The sequence below is a fragment of the Paraburkholderia sp. Clong3 genome, assembly GCF_050436485.1.
In the GTDB taxonomy this organism is placed as follows: domain Bacteria; phylum Pseudomonadota; class Gammaproteobacteria; order Burkholderiales; family Burkholderiaceae; genus Paraburkholderia; species Paraburkholderia tuberum.
In genome coordinates this window covers 3819498-3836883 of sequence record NZ_JBNDMH010000002.1, presented here as the reverse complement: position 1 = coordinate 3836883, position 17386 = coordinate 3819498, and the positions used below count along the sequence as shown (strand labels likewise).

Below are 17386 nucleotides of genomic sequence, written 5' to 3'. Positions count from 1 at the left end.
TGATGTATGAAATATTATGATCTGGGGCAATTGATCCTTGGCTACTTCAATGAAGATTTCGACTACTGGGGAAACACAATTGAAGAGTTGGTCCGGGCTTGTGCAAGCGGATGCACGCCAGACATGATCAACGCGACGGTGGCCGACATAGACCGGTTCAAGAGCGATCATGCTGGAAATCTTGACGCGGCCTTCGAGGAGGAATTTGGCTACCAGTGCGATCCGACGGCGTGGGAGCAGACCACTGAGGCTTTTCTCGACAAGCTTAAGCGTCTTCTTCTGAGTGAGTAGCCTGCGCTTCCTCGCACCGGAGGGCTCCCCGCCGTCCGGTAGGTTTTCCGCGCTTTCATTTCAGCTGGCAACCCAAAACGCGTAACGCCCTCTAGCGACAGCGCTTTGCGTGCGCCTCACGCACCGCCAAGGCGCGCCAACGCGCGTGCGGGCTTGCCGGCCGCCATCCTGAAAGCGCAAACCTTGCCCGCAACAGACGGCGCGTGCGCCGCCTGCTCCTGCAATGCGTCATCGCGCGATCAAGCCGCCAGCACCTCGACGATCTTGCGCTGGAACGCCTTGCCTTCGCTATCAAACAGATGGCAATGCTCGGGCGTCGCGCCCAGCTTCTGCGTATTGCCCTTCGCATGCCGTTCGAGCGGCGGAATCCGCGCGATCAAACCATCGGGCGCGACGCTCGACTCCGCGTACAGATACGCGGCATCGCCGAGCGATTCGACCGTCATCGTGCGTGCCTCGATACCATCCTCGGTCGTGCTGACGTGCAGATGCTCGGGGCGGATGCCGACCGTCACCTTGTCGCCCTGCTTGGCCGCGCCCGGCTCGACCAACACGCGCTGCGTCTCGCCGGTCTCGTAACGCACCGAGACGCCGTCATGCGACACCGACTGCACCACGCCTTCCATGAAGTTCATCTTCGGCGAGCCGATGAAGCCGGCGACGAAGCGGTTCGCCGGCGCGTGATACAGCATCGTCGGACTGCCGACCTGCTCCAGATTGCCCGCCGACAACACGACGATCTTGTCGGCCAAAGTCATCGCCTCGACCTGGTCGTGCGTCACGTAGATCATCGTCGTCTTCAGCTCGTCGTGCAGGCGTGCGAACTCGAGGCGCATCTTCACGCGCAGCGCGGCGTCGAGATTCGACAGCGGCTCGTCGAACAGGAACACCTTCGGCTTGCGCGTGATCGCGCGGCCGATCGCGACGCGCTGACGCTGCCCGCCCGACAGCTGCTTCGGCTTGCGATCGAGCAGATGGTCGATGTGCAGGATCTTCGCCGCGTTGCGCACGGCTGAGTCGATCTCCGGCTTCTTCGCGCCGGCAAGCTTCAGGCCGAACGCCATGTTGTCGTACAGCGTCATGTGCGGATACAGCGCGTACGACTGGAACACCATCGCGATGCCGCGCTTGGCCGGCGGCACGTCGTTCATGCGCACGGCGTCGATGTTCAGATCGCCGCCCGTGATGTCCTCGAGGCCCGCGATCATCCGCATCAGGGTCGATTTGCCGCAACCGCTCGGCCCGACGAACACGACGAACTCGCCATCGGCGATGTCGAGATTGATGTCGCGCATCACTTCGTTTTCGTCGTAGGCCTTTCTGATGTTGCGCAAGGTTACGCTTGCCATGATGTGTCTCCGTGTAATGCCGTTCGATGCTGCCCGTTACTTCATGCTGCTACCTGATGCCGTGTCGTGTCGCGTGCATTCGTGCGCTCATGGCGCCGCGGCCGTCGCGGAGAGCGTCCATTGCGCGACGAGGTCGGGCAACTGCCGCATGTCCTCGAACACATGACGCGCGCCCGCCGCGTGCAATCGATCGATCTGCGCATCGCTCGCATGACCGCCGCCGATAAACCCCAGCACCGCCATGCCCGCCGTGGCCGCCGCCGTGACGCCGGTCACGCTGTCCTCGACGACGAGGCACGCACCCGGCGCGAGCCCGAAGCCTTGCGCCGCCGCCAGATACACGTCCGGCGCGGGCTTCGGATTCGGCACCGCATCGGCGCAGAACAGCCGCTCGCCGAAGAAACGCTTCAGGCCCGTGCGCGCCAGCACCGTCTCGACGTAGGGCCGGAAGCTATTGCTCGCGCAGCCTTTGACGAGCGGCACCTGGGTCAGCGCCATTTCGATGCCGTCGACGGCGGGCGCCTCGATCGCCGCCGCTTCGACCGCGCGGCGGATCGCATCGATATCGTCGGCGCCGAGCTGTTTGCCGAGCTGAGTCGCGGTGTCCTGCAACACGCGCTCGATGCGCAGCCCGAGCAGCGGCAGCACGACCGGCGCGGCGTCGATGCCGGGCCAGCGCGCCTCGAGTTCGCGCACCAGCATGCGCGCGGCCACCGCTTCGCTGTCGATCAGCACGCCGTCGCAATCGCAGATCAACGCATAGCGCACGATGCCCGGGCCAGCCGTCATTTGACGGCCCCGAACGTGAGCCCGCGCACCAACTGCTTCTGCGACAGCCAGCCGACGATCAGGATCGGCGCGACCGCCAGCAACGAAGCGGCCGACAACTTGGCCCAGAACAAACCTTCAGGACTCGAATACGACGCGATGAACACGGTCAGCGGCGCCGCGTTCGAGCTCGACAGGTTGATGCTCCAGAACGCCTCGTTCCACGACAGGATCACGAGCAACAGCGCGGTCGACGCGAGCCCGGGCAGCGCCATCGGCATCAGCAGATAGACGATCTCCTGCCACGTCGCCGCGCCGTCGATGCGCCCGGCTTCGAGAATGTCGCGCGGAATCTCGGCGAAGTACGTGAACGCCATCCAGACCGCGATCGGCAGATTGATCAGCGTGTAGACGATGATCAGGCCCGACACGGTATCCAGAAGGCCGCTGTTTTTCCACAGCAGATAGATCGGCACCAGCACGCCGACCGACGGCATCATCTTCGTCGACAGCATCCACAGCAGCACTTTCTGCGTGCGGCGCGTCGGGAAAAACGCCATCGCGTACGCGCACGGCACCGCGAGGATCAGGCACAGCAGTGTGACGCCGACCGAGATCAGTATCGAGTTCCACGCGAACGCGAAGTAGTTGCTACGCGCGAACACCTCGCGGAAGCTGTCGAGCGTCGGCACGAAAAACAGCGACGACGCATAGGCCTGCTGCTCGGTCTTGAACGCGGTGATCGTCATCCAGAAGATCGGGAAGAACAGCAGCAGCGCGACGAGCCACGCGATCACGCCGGGAATGCCGCGACGAATCGTGTCGAACGGCGATTTGGTCGGCACCGCGACCGGCTGCGTCGTCGATGCCGTAGTGGAGGCAACGTGGCTCATTTTTCGTACTCCCCTTTCAGGTTCTTCGCGAGCATCCGCACGAGGAAGATCGACACGATGTTGGCCAGCACGACCGCGAGAATACCGCCCGCCGAGGCGAGACCGACGTCGAACTGTTGCAGGCCCAGCGCGAAGATCAGGTACGACAGGGTGGTGGTCGCGTTGCCCGGACCGCCGCCCGTGGTCGTATAGATCTCGGCGAAGATCGACAGCAGGAAAATCGTCTCCATCATCACGACGACCGCGATCGCACGTCGCAGGTGCGGCAGCGTGATGTAGAAGAACATCGAGAACGGACCGGCGCCGTCGATCTTCGCGGCTTCCTTCTGCTCCTGGTCGAGCGACTGGATCGACGTGAACAGGATCAGGAACGCGAACGGCAGCCACTGCCACGCGACGATCATGATCACCGCGGTCAGCGGATAGTCGGCGAACCAGTCGATCGGCTGCATGCCGAGTGCCCGCATGCCCTGCGCGACGAGGCCGTACACCGGGTGCAGGATCATGTTCTTCCAGATCAGCGCGCTGACCGTCGGCATCACGAAGAACGGGCCGATCGCGAGCAGGCGTGCCACGCCCTGCCCGTAGAACTTGCGGTCGAACAGGATCGCCATCAGCACGCCGCCGCCCACGGTGATCACGAGCACCCACACGATCAGCTCGATCGTATGCGCGATCGACGGACCGAACGACGGATCGGTCGCGAGATAGCGGTAGTTGTCGAGACCTGCGAAGCCGCGCAGATCGGGATTGAGCAGGTTGTAGTGCGAGAACGAGAACCAGATCGTCATCGCGAGCGGAATGACCATCCACAGCACGAGCACGCCGACCGACGGCGCCACGAGCCAGCGGGCCGAATTGGCCTTACGCTCCTCGCGTTCTTTTTCTGTCTGGGGATGGGTTTGCATCAGAGGTAGGCGCAAAGGACGCATGATGGACCACCTGTTCGGTAATGCGCGGAGCGTTCGCCGGAGCCGCGTATGTGCGACGCGGCGTGCCGTGCCTGAATGGCGCACGACACGCGCCGCATCGCATCGGGCGCAGACGAACGGCCGCCCTGCTGCATGAGCCGCATCGGTCGATGCGGCGGCCTGCCGGGTTACTTCTGATAACCCGCCTGCTTGACCGCGCGATTCGCGGCCGCGTTGCCGGCCTCGAGTGCCTGGTCGACCGTCATCTGACCGGCGATCGCGCCGGAGATGCTCTGCCCGACCACCGTGCCGAACGACTGGAATTCGGGAATTCCGACGAACTGCACACCCGTGTACGGGACCGGCTTCAAGGTCGGATGATCCGGGTCGGCGGTCTGGATCGCCTTTAGCACGAAGTCGCCGAACGGCGCGGCCTGCTTGTACTCGGGGCGCGCGTAGGTGGACTCGCGCGTGCCCGGCGGCACCGAGGCCCAGCCCTCATCCTTCGCGACCATTTCAATGTACTCCTTCGAGGTCGCCCACTCGATGAACTTCTTCGCCGCATCTTGCTGCTTCGACGACTTCGGAATCGCGAGCGCCCAGGCCCACAGCCAATGCGAGCCCTTCGGCGTGACCTCGATCGGCGCGGCCGCGAAGCCGACCTTGTCGGCGATCTGCGACTGCTGCTTGTTGTACAGCATGCCGGCCGCGACCGTCGCGTCGATCCACATCGCGCACTTGCCCGACGACATCAGCGTCAGGTTTTCGTTGAAGCCGTTCGAGCTCGCTCCCGGAGGACCGTCCTTCCTCAGCAGATCGACGTAGAACGTTATCGCCTTCTTCCATTCCGGCGACGTCAGCTGCGCGTTCCACTTCTCGTCGAACCAGCGGCCGCCGAAGGTGTTCACGACCGTCGTGGCGTACGCCATATTCTCGCCCCAGCCCGCCTTGCCGCGCAGGCAGATGCCGTATTGCTCCCTGGACTTGTCGGTGAGCTTGTCGGCGAATTGGCCGATCTGGTCGTAGGTCGGCTGGTCGGGCATCTTCAGACCGGCCTTGTCGAACAGATCCTTGCGGTAATAGGTCATCGAGCTTTCGACGTAGAACGGCAGCGCGTACAGCTGGCCGTTCGCGGACAGACCGTCGCGGGCCGTCTTCACGACGTCGTTGAGGTCATAGCTCGCCGGCAGGTTGGTGATCGGCGCGAGCCAGCCGCGCTTGCCCCATTGCGGGGTTTCATACGCGCCGATCGTCATTACGTCGAACTGGCCGCTGCCGGTCGTGATGTCGGTCGTCGCGCGCTGACGCAGCACGTTTTCCTCGAGGATCACCCAGTTCAGCTTGATGTCCGGATTCGCTTTTTCGAACGCGGGCGACAGCTTCTTCAACTCGATCATGTCCGGATTGTTCAGCGTCGCGATCGTCACCGTCGCCGCCGATGCGCTCAGCGCGAAGCAGGTGGCCGCGCCGGCACCGGCCGCCTTCAGCGCGAATTTGAAAGCTGGTTTCATCGTTGTCTCCTTTCTCGTACGTTATGTGATGCTGCGTTCGTTTGACGGAATGACGCGCCGCTCGGAGCAGTCAACGTGCCCGCTCCCTGCTCTTTATTCAGCTCATCCAGTTACCGCCGTCGACGTTCAGCGTCTGCGCGGTGATGTAGTCGGCATCGGCCGACGCGAGGAACAGCGCGGCGCCGGTCAGGTCGTCGGGCACGCCCATGCGGCCGAGCGGCACGGCCTCGCCGACGAGGCGCTTCTTCTCGCCGAGCGGCCGGTTCTCGTAGCGCGCGAACAGCGCGTCGACCTCGTTCCACATCGGCGTGTCGACGACGCCCGGCGCGATGCCGTTCACATTGATCTTATGCGGCGCGAGCGCGAGCGCCGCGGACTGCGTATAGCTCAACACCGCCGCCTTGGTCGCGCAGTAGTGCGACACGAGCGCCTCGCCGCGCCGCCCGGCCTGCGACGACATGTTGATGATCTTGCCGCCGCGGCCCTGCTCGACCATCTGCCGCGCGACCGCCTGCATCAGGAAGAACATGCCCTTCACGTTGACCGCGAACAGGCGGTCGAACACGTCCCAGGATTCGTCGAGGAGCGGGCGCATGTCGAACAGCGCCGCATTGTTGAACAGGATGTCGATCTGGCCGAAGCAGCCGAGCGTGCTCGTGACGATGCGCTCGATGTCCTCGCGGCGCCGGACGTCGGCGCTGACGCTCAACACGCGCTCGCCGTAGATGCCGCGCAGCGCGCCGCCGAGGCTGTCGGTCGGCTTCACGTCGACCAGCACGCAGCGCGCGCCCTCGTCGAGATAGCGCAGGGCTACCGCTTCACCGATACCGCTGGCCGCGCCCGTCAGAATGGCGACTTTGTCCTGCAATCGTGCCACTGCCTGTCTCCGCTTCGTTTTTACATTTTGGCGCGCGGTGAGCGAACGCGCATCACGCGAACAATTGCTCGGCTAGTGATCGAATGATCGGATACGGACCGGATCATGTCAAGGCACGCGGACGAATTTCGATGGTGCAGCGCGGCAGGAGCGAGCCCATTGCGCCACGGGTCGCCACGACGCGTTCGCTGCGTGCCGCCGTGCGAAGATTCGCGCCACTGACAAAAAATCGCGCTACGTTATATCATTTCGACCTTGCAGCCCGCTCGGGGGCCGCCATGTCAGGAGATTCACGCCGATGACTACCTCGCTCGCCGAACAGCACGCCATGCGGCTCGCGCATGCGGACGCGCACGCTGCGGCGCAGGGGCTCGCGCTGACGCCGCTGCGCCGCCAGGTGTACGCGGCGATCGTCGCGAGCGAGCGGCCGGTCGGCGCGTACGAGTTGCTCGACGCGCTCGCCCCCGAGCGCGGTCGCATGCCGCCGACCACCGTCTATCGCGCGCTCGACTTCCTCGTCGCGCACGGCTTCGTGCACCGGATCGAATCGAAGAACGCGTTCGTCGCCTGCTGCGAAATCGGCGTGCCGCATCGCAGCCAGTTCCTGATGTGCGACGGTTGCGGCGCGACCGTCGAGATTCCCGGCGACGAGCTCGCCGACCGCCTGTCGCACAGCGCACCCGCGCATGGCTTCGAGGTGCATCGTCAGGTGATCGAGCTAAGTGGACTGTGCGGGCCATGTGCGCGAGCGGCGAAGCCTGGCGGCGCCGGCGGCGCAGCAGGCACTTCGTCGTGATCAGGCGCGCGGCGCCGCGCTAAGCGCCACCCCGTATTTGGCCTTGCCACCGCGAGTGGCTGATTCAACTCTCACCCAGCAGGAAACAACGATGAAAACAATCGGCTTGATGTTGTCCAGAGCGCACCGCGCGCTGAAGCGTTCGACGTCTGTGCGCACCCATCTATGCACCTGTCTGCTCGCGATCGCGGCGCTCGGCTTCGGCCACAACGCGTTCGCCGCCGACGCGAAAATTCCGGTCGTCGCCGCGGAGAACTTTTATGGCGACGTGGTCCGGCAACTCGGCGGCGATCGCGTCGACGTGACCAGCATCCTCAGCAACCCGGACCAGGACCCGCATCTGTTCGAAGCGAGCCCGGCCACCGCGCGCGCGTTGCAGCACGCGAGCCTCGTCGTCTACAACGGCGCCGACTACGATCCGTGGATGGCGAAGCTGCTGGCCGCGTCGAAAGGCGCGCATAGCACGGTGATCATTGCGGCCGACCTCGTCGGCAAAAAAGGCGGCGACAATCCGCACCTGTGGTACGACCCGGCGACGATGCCGAAAGTCGCGCGCGCGGTCTGCGACGCACTCAGCGCTGCTGACCCGGCGCACAAGCCGGCGTACGATGCGAACCTCGCGAAGTTTCTCGATTCGCTGAAGCCGATCGACGCGAAGGTCGCCGAGCTGCACGGCCGCTATGCGGGCTTGCCGGTCACGGCGACGGAGCCGGTGTTCGGCTATATGTCTGACGCGATTGGCCTCGCCATGCGCAACCAGCGCTTCCAGCTCGCCACGATGAACGACACCGAAGCGAGCGCGGCCGATATCGCCGCGTTCGAACGCGATCTGCGCGAGCGGCGCGTGCGCGTGCTGATCTATAACAGCCAGGCCACCGAGGCGCTGACCAAACGCATGCTGAAGCTCGCGCAACAATCGAAGGTACCGACGATGAGCGTCACCGAAACCCTGCCGCCCGGCAAGACCTATCAGACGTGGATGCTGACGCAGCTCGATGCGTTGCAGAAAGCGCTCGCGGCGGGTGACACGAACGGCGCGATTGGCGCGACCAGCGCGAACGCGCAAGGAAAGGCTCCATGATTCCGACTGGCCATCAAACGCCAGCAGGTGCGCAATCAGGCGCACCCACCGCGCGCGGCGACCGGCCCGTGCTCGAACTCGACAACGCGACGCTCGATCTGGGCGGCCGCACGATCCTGCGCGATACGAGCTTCGTCGTGAACCAGGGCGAGTTCATCGGCGTGCTCGGGCCCAACGGCGCGGGCAAGACGACGCTGATGCGCGCGGTGCTCGGCCTCGTGCCGGCCGTGGGCGGCGCGATCCGCGTGCTCGGGCAGACGGTCGAGCGCGGCAACGCGTCGATCGGCTATATGCCGCAGACGCGCAGCGCGCTCGCCGGCCGTCGCGTGCGCGGCCGCGATCTGGTCGCGATGGCAGCCGATGGTCATCGCTGGGGCTTGCCGCATGCGGATGCAAAAACGCGCGCGGACGTCGATCGGGTGCTCGAGCTCGTCGGCGGGACGAATCTGTCGAAGCGGCCACTGTCGGAGTTGTCGGGCGGCGAACGGCAGCGGCTCCTGCTCGCGCAATGCCTGCTCGGCAATCCGAAACTGCTGCTGCTCGACGAACCGTTGATCAGTCTCGATCCGCATCACCAGAAGAGCGTCGTCGAACTGGTGCGGCGCGTGCAGCAGGAGCTCGGCATCGCGGTGCTGTTCTCCGCGCACGAACTCAATCCGCTGCTGAACTCGATCGATCGCGTGCTGTATCTCGGCAGCGGCGTCGCGGCGCTCGGCACCGTCGACGAAGTGATCACGCGGCCGGTGCTGTCGCGTCTGTACGGCTCGCCGATCGACGTGATGCGCGTGAACGGCCGCATCTTCGTGATGTCGGGCGGCGTCGAAGTCGAGAAGCACGAGCACGAACACGACGAGGACGGCGGACATACGCATTCGCACGGCCACTCACACAGTCGCCCAAACCCGCACGACTTACGCGACGGACACACGCACGATGTTTGAATACGATTTCATGGTGAACGCATTCGCGGCCTCGGGGATCGTCGCGGTGCTGGCAGGCGTGGTCGGCTATTTTCTCGTGATGCGCGGACAGACTTTCGCGGGCCACGCGCTGTCGCACGTCGGCTTCACCGGCGCGACCGGCGCGGTGCTGATCGGCATCTCGCCTATCTGGGGGATGATTGGGTTCACGCTCGCGGCCGGTGTCGGCATGGGCGCGCTCGGCGAGCGGCTCGCCGGCCGCGACGTCGCGATCGGCGTAATCCTTTCCTTGTCGCTCGGCTTTGGGCTGCTGTTTCTGCATTTCTTCACCGCCTACGCGACGCAGGTGACGGCGCTGCTGTTTGGCAACGTGCTCGGCGTCAATGCAGCGACGCTCGGTGTGCTCGCGGCGTTGGGCGTCGTCAGTCTGGCCGCGCTCGCGGCCATCATGCGGCCGCTGCTGTTCGCGTCGCTGCAACCGGAGCTGGCCGAAGCGAAGGGCGTGTCGCTGCGCCGCGTGTCGGTGCTGTTTCTCGCGATCGCCGCGCTGGCCGTCGCCGCTTGCACGCAGATCGTCGGCGTGCTGCTCGTGTTCACGCTGATGGTGGGGCCGGCCGCCGCCGCGCAGAACCTGAGCACGCGGCTGTCGACGGGTCTCGTGCTCGCGGCCGTGTTCGCGCTCGCGCAGGCGTGGCTCGGGCTGACGCTCGCGTTCTATACCGATTGCCCGACGAGCTTCTGGATCACCGCGCTGTCGGCGGTGGTGTATGGCGGGAGTCTGTTGAAGCGGCATTGAGCGGCGCTTACGCCGATCACACGAAAAAACGGCGGCACGTGACGTGCCGCCGTTTTTTATTTCATGCCGCGCTACCCGACGTTTTCAGCCGAGCAACACCTTCGCATGATGCGCGAGATGATCCTCGACGAACGTCGAGATGAAGTAGTAGCCGTGGTCGTAACCCGCATGCCGGCGCAACGTCAGTGGCTGCCCCGCGGCCTTGCACGCCGCTTCGAACACGTCGGGATTGAGCTGCGTGGGCAGGAACTGATCCGCGAGCCCCTGATCGACGAGAATCCCTTCCGCGAACTTGTGCGTCGCGTGCGAAACCAGCTCACTCGCGTCGTACTGCTTCCACGCTTCACGGTTCTCGCCGAGATAACCGCTAAACGCCTTCTCGCCCCAGGGACAACGCATCGGCGCCGCGATCGGCGCGAACGCCGACACCGACCGATAAATGTCCGGATTGCGCAGCGCGAGCATCAGCGCGCCGTGCCCGCCCATCGAATGACCGAAGATGCCGAGACGCGCGCCATCGATCGGCAGGTTCGGAAGCGCCGTTTCGCGCAGCTCGTCGCGCACATACGAGTACATGCGGTAGTTCCGCGCCCACGGCTGCTCGGTCGCGTCGACATAAAAGCCCGCGCCGACGCCGAAGTCCCACGCATCGCTCTCGCCTGGCACGCCCGCGCCGCGAGGGCTCGTATCCGGCGCGATCAGCGCGAGGCCGTGCCGGGCCGCGAAGCGCTGCGCGCCGGCCTTGATCGCGAACGTCTCTTCGGTGCAGGTCAGCCCCGCGAGGTAGAACAGCGCGGGCACCTTCGCATTGCCCCGCAACGCCTGCGGCGGCAGATAGACCGAGAAGCGCATCGGCAGACCGATGGTGCGCGACTCGTGCCGGTAAAAGCGCTGCTCGCCGCCGTGGCAGCCGTGCGACGATAGTAGTTCGAGCATCGCGACGCTCCTCGCTTAGTAGAGCACGACCGAGCGGATCGACTCGCCCTTCTTCATCAGCTCGAAGCCCTCGTTGATGCGCTCGAGCGGCAAACGGTGCGTAATCAGATCGTCGATATTGATCTTGCCTTCCATGTACCAGTCGACGATCTTCGGCACGTCGGTGCGGCCTCGCGCGCCGCCGAACGCCGAGCCCTTCCACTCGCGGCCCGTGACCAACTGGAACGGCCGCGTGCTGATCTCCTCGCCCGCCGCCGCGACGCCGATGATGAGCGACTGCCCCCAACCCTTGTGCGTGCATTCGAGCGCCTGGCGCATCACCTTCACGTTGCCGATGCATTCGAACGAGTAGTCGGCGCCGCCGTCGGTCAACTGCACGATGTGATCGACGACGTTCTCGACTTCGTTCGGGTTGATGAAGTGCGTCATGCCGAACTTCTTCGCGAGTTCGACGCGGCCCGGGTTGAGATCGACACCGATGATCTTGTCCGCGCCGACCATCTTCGCGCCTTGAATCACGTTCAGCCCGATACCGCCGAGCCCGAACACCACCACGTTCGCACCCGCCTCGACCTTCGCCGAATACACGACCGCGCCGACGCCGGTCGTCACGCCGCAGCCGATGTAGCAGATCTTGTCGAACGGCGCGTCTTCACGCACCTTCGCGACCGCGATCTCCGGCACGACGATGTAGTTCGAGAACGTCGACGTCCCCATGTAGTGGAACAGGGGCTTGCCATCGAGCGAGAAGCGCGAGGTCGCGTCGGGCATCAGGCCTTTGCCCTGCGTCGCGCGGATCGCCTGGCAGAGATTCGTTTTGCGCGACAGGCAGAACTTGCACTGACGGCATTCGGGCGTGTAGAGCGGAATCACGTGATCGCCCTTCTTCAGCGTGCCGACGCCCGGCCCGACATCGACGATCACGCCCGCGCCTTCGTGGCCGAGAATCGCCGGGAAGATGCCTTCGGGATCGGCGCCCGACAGCGTGTAGTAGTCGGTGTGGCAGATGCCCGTCGCCTTCACTTCGATCAGGACTTCACCGGCGCGCGGACCTTCGAGATCGACTTCCTCGATCGTCAACGGGGCGCCGGCTTTCCATGCGATTGCTGCTTTGGTCTTCATCGTCAATGCTCCTGTGAGTCCGTGAGTGCGTGAATGCGAAATGGCATCGCGTGCCGGCGACTACGTGGCGCGCGAAAAGCGTCATGGTATTGCATAGTGCGTGAAGGCTGCGTCGCCGATGGCTGCGCTCGGCACCGTGTTCAACGCCCTCGCTGTCACTGCGCTTCGCACGGCGCGCTACCACCGAACCACGGCTCGACGCGGACATACAGATCGACGAAGCGCGCATAGCGTTCAGCAAGCGCCGCATCGCCGCGTGGACCCGCGACGCGCGTCGCGCCCGGCGCGAGCGCGGCGAGATCGCGCGTCTGCCAGTGGCCGCACGCGAGACCGCCGAGGATCGCCGCGCCGCGCGGCGCCGCGTTCGGGCAATCGACCGCATGCAGGTCGACGTCGAGCGCATCGGCGAGCAGTTGTCGCCAGCGCGCGTCGACGGAGCCGCCGCCCGCGAGCTTGAGCGCCGTCACCGGCGCGCCGCTCGCGCGAATCGCGTCGAGCCCCGCGCGCAACGAGAACGCGACGCCCTCGAACGCGGCACGCATCATCGCGCCGCGCGTATGCTCGAGCGACAAACCGAGCCAGCCGCCGCGCGCCTGCGGGTTCAGCCACGGCGTGCGCTCGCCGGTCAGGTACGGCAGGAAGCTCAGCGTCGACGCCACTTCAGCGGCGGCATGAGCGCTTGCATCAGCCGCATCGTCAAATGCCTCTCGGTAAGCCTCCGCCCACCCAAACGACAGCCACCCGCGCACCCGCTCCAGCGCGATGCCGACGTTCTGCATCGCCGCCATCCGATACCAGTGATCGCTCGCCGCGCGATAGCGATGCAAGCCCTTCAGCGGCGCAGGCTCGTCGTTCGCGAGCACGACGATCTGTCCGCCGGTGCCGGTCGTCAGCAGCGCGTCGCCGTCACGCACGAGTCCGCTGCCGAGCGCCGCGCACGGCGTATCCGCGGCGCCGGTTGCGAGCACGATACCGGCCCGTAAGCCAAGTGCCTGCGCGGCCTGCGGCGACAGCACGCCCGCCGCCGCATACGACGGCGCCACAGGCGCGAACCATTCGGGCGGAATCTCGAGGCGTTGCAGCAGCGCCGTCTCCCACGCGCCGGCGGGATCGGCGAGCGCGGTCGCGCACGCGTCGGACGCATCGGTCACGCACGCGCCGCCGAGCGCGACGCGCAGCCAGTCCTTCGGCTGCAGCGCCCAGCGCGTGCGGCGCGCAGCTTCCGGCTCTTGCAGCACGAGCCAGCGCAGCAGCGGTCCGGCCATGCCGGGCGCGACCGGATTCGGTTGCGGCTCGGGCCACGCGTCGAGCATGGCGAGCGCGCGCGAGTCCGGCCACAGCATGGCGCGCCGCACCGCTGCGCCGTTTGCATCGAGCAGCACGACGCCGTGCATCTGGCCAGAGAAGCCAATCGCGCGCACGCCGTCACGCAGCTCGCGCGGCAGGGCCGCCATCGCATGGACGAGCGCGTTCCACCAGGTCTCGACGTCGATTTCGGCCCAACCCGCGTGCGGCGTAACGAGCGCATAAGCGACGCTCGATACCGCCTGCTCGCGTCCATGTTCGTCGACGATTGCCGCTTTCAGGGAGCCGGTGCCGAGATCGATGCCGAGAAAACTCATGAGCGCAGGGACGTTGAAACGAGGTGAAGAAGGAGCCAGCGAGACTGGCGACGAAGTGTGAAAGCGAAGCTCAAAGGCGAAGCTGCACAGACGCCGCGAACGTTGAACAAACGGCTCGGAAAACACGCGAAAAAAAACCATTCGCGGGTTAACCCCGCCGTGCTGCGAGCGTCATCAAAACAGGACTATGCGTGAAACGTGATACACGTCATTGATTCTCACACATATCCCCTCGCGCGACGAACCCGCGCCGCGCACGCCATGTACCGCCCGCGGCCCCCACTGCATAGGGTTCTCTGGCGTCCGACGGCCGATCCGTCCCATTCGTGGCTTTAATTTGCCTTTCAAAACAGGTCTCTGCATATCGTCGCCGGGAATGCCGGAATAGCCACGTATGGTCTTGTTGCGACTTTTCGTCCCCGATACCTTGGAGTCATCCCAAAACGAGATGGTGGAGACAGACGATATGCAAGCGAACACGGTTCACCCGTGCGACGAGCGCCTACCGGCGGGCCAGTTGCTCACTCTCGGCATCCAGCACGTGCTGGTCATGTACGCTGGCGCGGTCGCGGTGCCGCTGATCATCGGCGCGGCGCTGAAGCTGCCTAAAGACCAGGTCGCCTTCCTGATCAGCGCCGATCTGTTTTCCTGCGGCATCGCCACGCTGATCCAGACGCTCGGACTGTGGATCTTCGGCATCCGCCTGCCCGTCATCATGGGCTGCACGTTCGCGGCCGTCGGCCCGATGGTCGCGATCGGCACCAATCCTTCGCTCGGCATCCTCGACATCTTCGGCTCGACGATCGCGGCCGGCGTGATCGGCATTCTGCTCGCGCCCGCGGTCGGCAAGCTGTTGCGCTTCTTCCCGCCGGTCGTGATCGGCGTCGTGATTTCGGTGATCGGCCTGTCGCTGATGGAGGTCGGTATCAACTGGGCGGCCGGCGGTGTCGGCAATCCCGACTACGGCAATCCGGTATATCTCGGCCTGGCGCTGCTCGTGCTGACGCTGATCCTGCTGATCAACAGGTTTGCCAGGGGGTTCGTCGCCAATATCTCGGTGCTGCTCGGCATCGTCGCGGGCTTCGCGATCGCGCTGATGCTCGGCCGCGTCAACCTGGACGGCGTCATGCACGCGCCGTGGGTCGGCTTCGTGATGCCGTTCCACTTCGGTCTGCCGCACTTCGATGCGCTGTCGATCGCGACGATGGTCACCGTGATGTTCGTCACGTTCATCGAATCGACCGGCATGTTTCTCGCGGTCGGCGACATGGTCGATCGTCCGGTCGATCAGAAAACGCTGGTGCGTGGCTTGCGCGTCGACGGTCTCGGCACGCTGATCGGCGGCATCTTCAACTCGTTCCCGCATACGTCGTTCTCGCAGAACGTCGGGTTGATCGGCGTGACCGGCGTGAAGAGCCGCTTCGTCTGCGCGATGGGCGGCGTGATCCTCGTGCTGCTCGGCCTCTTCCCGAAGATGGCGCAGGTGGTCGCGTCGGTGCCGGCGTTCGTGCTCGGCGGCGCGGGCATCGTGATGTTCGGCATGGTCGCGGCGAACGGCATCAAGGTGCTGTCGCGCGTCGACTTCGTGAGGAATCAGCACAACCTCTTCATCATCGCGGTCAGCATCGGGCTCGGCCTCGTGCCGGTCGTCTCGCCGCACTTCTTCTCGCAACTGCCGCCGGCGTTGTCGCCGCTGCTACACAGCGGGATTCTGCTCGCGTCGGTGTCGGCGGTCGCGCTGAACCTCATCTTCAACGGCGTGAAGGGCGAGAAGATGGCGAAGAGCGAGCTTCGCCGCGCCGGGCACGATCTCGACGCCAGCGCGGGCGGCGCACCGCAGAGCAACGAGATGCTGCGGGCGGCGGATCTGCATTGAGCTTTTGATGCAGCGATGATGCGGCGAGCGGCACCGAACGCCGCGAAGCAACAAAAACGCCACGGCATGCCGTGGCGTTTTTGCTTTACTTCAGCGGTTCGTCGAGCCGCAGCGCTTACCCTGCCGTCGCCGCCGAAGCCGCGACCGGTGCGCTCGCCGCACCGTAGTCGACCGGCGCGTCGGCGGGACGCGGCTGGTCGCCGTTGTGCTCGATCCAGCCGCCGCCGAGCGCCTGGTACAGCGTGACCAGGTTCTGCAGACGTTCCATGCGCGCGGTGACCAGCGCCTGCTGAGCCTCGTACAACGAGGTCTGCGCGGTCAGCACCGAAAGATAGCTGTCGACACCGCTCGTATAACGGAGGGTCGACAGATCCAGCCGGCGCTGCTCGGCCGCGACATCCCGCTCGAGCGCCGCGATCTGCTCGTCGTACGTGCCGCGCGCGGCCAGTCCGTCCGCCACTTCGCGGAAGGCCGTCTGGATCGCCTTTTCATACGTGGCGATCTGCACGTTCTTCTCGATGTTGGCGAGATCGAGGTTGGCCATGTTCTGACCGCCCTCGAAGATCGGCAGCGTGATCGACGGCGCGAAGCTCCACGCCGCCGAACCCGGCTTGAACAGCCCGCCGAGCGTCGGGCTCAGCGTGCCGGCGCTGCCGGTCAGCGTGACCTTCGGGAAGAACGCGGCGCGCGCCGCGCCGATGTTCGCGTTGGCCGCGAGCAGATTTTCCTCGGCCTCCATGATGTCGGGACGGCGCGTCAGCAGATCGGACGGCAGGCCCGCCGGAATATCCGTGAGCAGGCTCTGGTCGCTCAGCGGCAGGCCTGGCGCAAGATCAGCCGGCAACGGCTCGCCGATCAGCAGCACCAGCGCGTTGTCAGCCTGAGCCCGCAAACGCATCTGCGCCTGCAGGTCCGCACTCGCGGTTTCGACAACCGTTTGCGACTGGCGCAGATCGAGTTCCGAACCGGTGCCGTTGTCGAACTGCAGCCTGGTGATCCGAAACGACTCCTGCGCCGTCTTCAGCGTGTTCTGCGTGACCTTCAGCAGATCGTCCAGTTCGAGCACCGTCATGTACTGGTTCGCCACCTGCGACACCAGCGCGATTTCCGCGGACTTGCGCGCCTGCGCGGTGCCGAGGTACGTGGCCAACGCCTGATCCTTCAGGCTCTGCACGCGCCCGAAGAAGTCGATTTCCCACGACGCGTTCAAGCCCACCGAATACGTGTTGGTAATCGTCGGGCCGTTGGGCAACGCCAGCAGATCGCGCGGCGTGCGCTGCCGGCTTTGCGAAGCCGCGGCGTCGAGCGTCGGGAACAGGCCCGCGCGCACGATACGGTACTGCGCCGCCGACGCCTGCATGTTCAGCACCGACACACGCAGATCACGGTTGTTCTTCAGCGCGATTTCGATCAGCTGCTGCAGACGCGGATCGACGAAGAAGTCGCGCCAGCCGATGTCGGCGGCAGCCAGGCCGTTCGCGCCGCGCGCGCCCTGCGCGCCCGGCTGCTGGTCGTACACGCCGCCCGTCGGGAAAGTCGCCGTCACGGGCGCGGCGGGCCGCTGGTAGTGCGGCGCCAGCGTGCAACCCGCGGCGAGCAGCGCGACCGCCACTGCAATCAAAGAGTGTTTTTGCATC

General features: G+C 65.4%; 16 protein-coding genes. 6 read left to right on the top strand and 10 right to left on the bottom strand.

The genetic code is table 11. The annotated features are described in order from the left end of the window. Positions 1 to 6 precede the first annotated feature (6 nt). Positions 7 to 291, top strand: a complete 285-nt coding sequence (locus tag OKW30_RS21885) for a contact-dependent growth inhibition system immunity protein (protein WP_184066461.1) — start codon at positions 7 to 9, stop codon at positions 289 to 291. A gap of 239 nt (positions 292 to 530) precedes the next feature. Here OKW30_RS21885 and OKW30_RS21880 read toward each other — a convergent pair whose 3' ends face one another. The 6 genes from OKW30_RS21880 to OKW30_RS21855 form a co-directional block, all read right to left on the bottom strand. After that, the gene (locus OKW30_RS21880) at positions 531 to 1640 is read right to left on the bottom strand and encodes an ABC transporter ATP-binding protein (RefSeq protein ID WP_184023032.1); all 1110 of its coding nucleotides are present in this window, start codon (positions 1638 to 1640) and stop codon (positions 531 to 533) included. Between the two features lie 87 nt (positions 1641 to 1727). Further along, a complete protein-coding gene (locus tag OKW30_RS21875; protein WP_187609898.1) occupies positions 1728 to 2429 on the bottom strand; it encodes an HAD family hydrolase in 702 nt (233 codons plus the stop codon). Further along, positions 2426 to 3301 carry a carbohydrate ABC transporter permease gene (locus tag OKW30_RS21870; RefSeq protein ID WP_184006437.1) on the bottom strand — a complete coding sequence of 292 codons (876 nt, stop codon included), beginning with the start codon at positions 3299 to 3301 and terminating at the stop codon, positions 2426 to 2428. The genes OKW30_RS21875 and OKW30_RS21870 overlap by 4 nt, the downstream gene beginning before the upstream one ends. Continuing rightward, entirely contained in the window at positions 3298 to 4233 is a 936-nt protein-coding gene (locus tag OKW30_RS21865; RefSeq protein WP_090801682.1) for a carbohydrate ABC transporter permease, read from the bottom strand. Before OKW30_RS21865 ends, OKW30_RS21870 begins: the two co-directional genes overlap by 4 nt. Positions 4234 to 4400: 167 nt before the next feature. Beyond that, complete coding sequence (locus OKW30_RS21860) at positions 4401 to 5723, bottom strand: ABC transporter substrate-binding protein (RefSeq protein WP_429347540.1); 1323 nt, start codon at positions 5721 to 5723, stop codon at positions 4401 to 4403. Between the two features lie 97 nt (positions 5724 to 5820). Continuing rightward, the gene (locus OKW30_RS21855; RefSeq protein ID WP_184006440.1) at positions 5821 to 6600 is read right to left on the bottom strand and encodes an L-iditol 2-dehydrogenase; all 780 of its coding nucleotides are present in this window, start codon (positions 6598 to 6600) and stop codon (positions 5821 to 5823) included. 298 nt (positions 6601 to 6898) lie between these two features. Between OKW30_RS21855 and OKW30_RS21850 the strand changes: the two genes are divergently transcribed. From OKW30_RS21850 to OKW30_RS21835, 4 genes are all read left to right on the top strand, one after another. Next, positions 6899 to 7396 carry a Fur family transcriptional regulator gene (locus OKW30_RS21850; RefSeq protein ID WP_184023028.1) on the top strand — a complete coding sequence of 166 codons (498 nt, stop codon included), beginning with the start codon at positions 6899 to 6901 and terminating at the stop codon, positions 7394 to 7396. Between the two features lie 91 nt (positions 7397 to 7487). Beyond that, a complete protein-coding gene (locus OKW30_RS21845; protein WP_429347539.1) occupies positions 7488 to 8477 on the top strand; it encodes a metal ABC transporter solute-binding protein in 990 nt (329 codons plus the stop codon). Continuing rightward, positions 8474 to 9418, top strand: coding sequence for an ABC transporter ATP-binding protein (locus OKW30_RS21840; RefSeq protein ID WP_429347538.1), 945 nt, complete (start codon positions 8474 to 8476; stop codon positions 9416 to 9418). Before OKW30_RS21845 ends, OKW30_RS21840 begins: the two co-directional genes overlap by 4 nt. Next, positions 9411 to 10193, top strand: coding sequence for a metal ABC transporter permease (locus tag OKW30_RS21835; protein WP_090801692.1), 783 nt, complete (start codon positions 9411 to 9413; stop codon positions 10191 to 10193). Before OKW30_RS21840 ends, OKW30_RS21835 begins: the two co-directional genes overlap by 8 nt. Positions 10194 to 10277: 84 nt before the next feature. Here OKW30_RS21835 and fghA read toward each other — a convergent pair whose 3' ends face one another. The 3 genes from fghA to OKW30_RS21820 all read right to left on the bottom strand — a co-directional run bounded on the left by fghA (position 10278) and on the right by OKW30_RS21820 (position 13873). Further along, complete coding sequence (fghA, locus tag OKW30_RS21830; protein ID WP_429347537.1) at positions 10278 to 11129, bottom strand: S-formylglutathione hydrolase; 852 nt, start codon at positions 11127 to 11129, stop codon at positions 10278 to 10280. A 15-nt stretch (positions 11130 to 11144) separates the two neighbouring features. Next, the gene (locus OKW30_RS21825) at positions 11145 to 12251 is read right to left on the bottom strand and encodes an S-(hydroxymethyl)glutathione dehydrogenase/class III alcohol dehydrogenase (RefSeq protein ID WP_429347536.1); all 1107 of its coding nucleotides are present in this window, start codon (positions 12249 to 12251) and stop codon (positions 11145 to 11147) included. Positions 12252 to 12406: 155 nt separating this feature from the next. Continuing rightward, positions 12407 to 13873: a xylulokinase gene (locus OKW30_RS21820; RefSeq protein ID WP_429347535.1), complete on the bottom strand. Its 1467-nt coding sequence runs from the start codon at positions 13871 to 13873 to the stop codon at positions 12407 to 12409. A 466-nt stretch (positions 13874 to 14339) separates the two neighbouring features. Here OKW30_RS21820 and OKW30_RS21815 point away from each other — a divergent pair, with 466 nt between their 5' ends. Further along, positions 14340 to 15749, top strand: coding sequence for a nucleobase:cation symporter-2 family protein (locus OKW30_RS21815; protein ID WP_429347534.1), 1410 nt, complete (start codon positions 14340 to 14342; stop codon positions 15747 to 15749). A 115-nt stretch (positions 15750 to 15864) separates the two neighbouring features. Here the strand turns inward: OKW30_RS21815 and OKW30_RS21810 are convergent, their stop codons facing one another. Beyond that, a complete protein-coding gene (locus tag OKW30_RS21810; RefSeq protein ID WP_429347533.1) occupies positions 15865 to 17385 on the bottom strand; it encodes an efflux transporter outer membrane subunit in 1521 nt (506 codons plus the stop codon). Position 17386 lies beyond the last annotated feature (1 nt).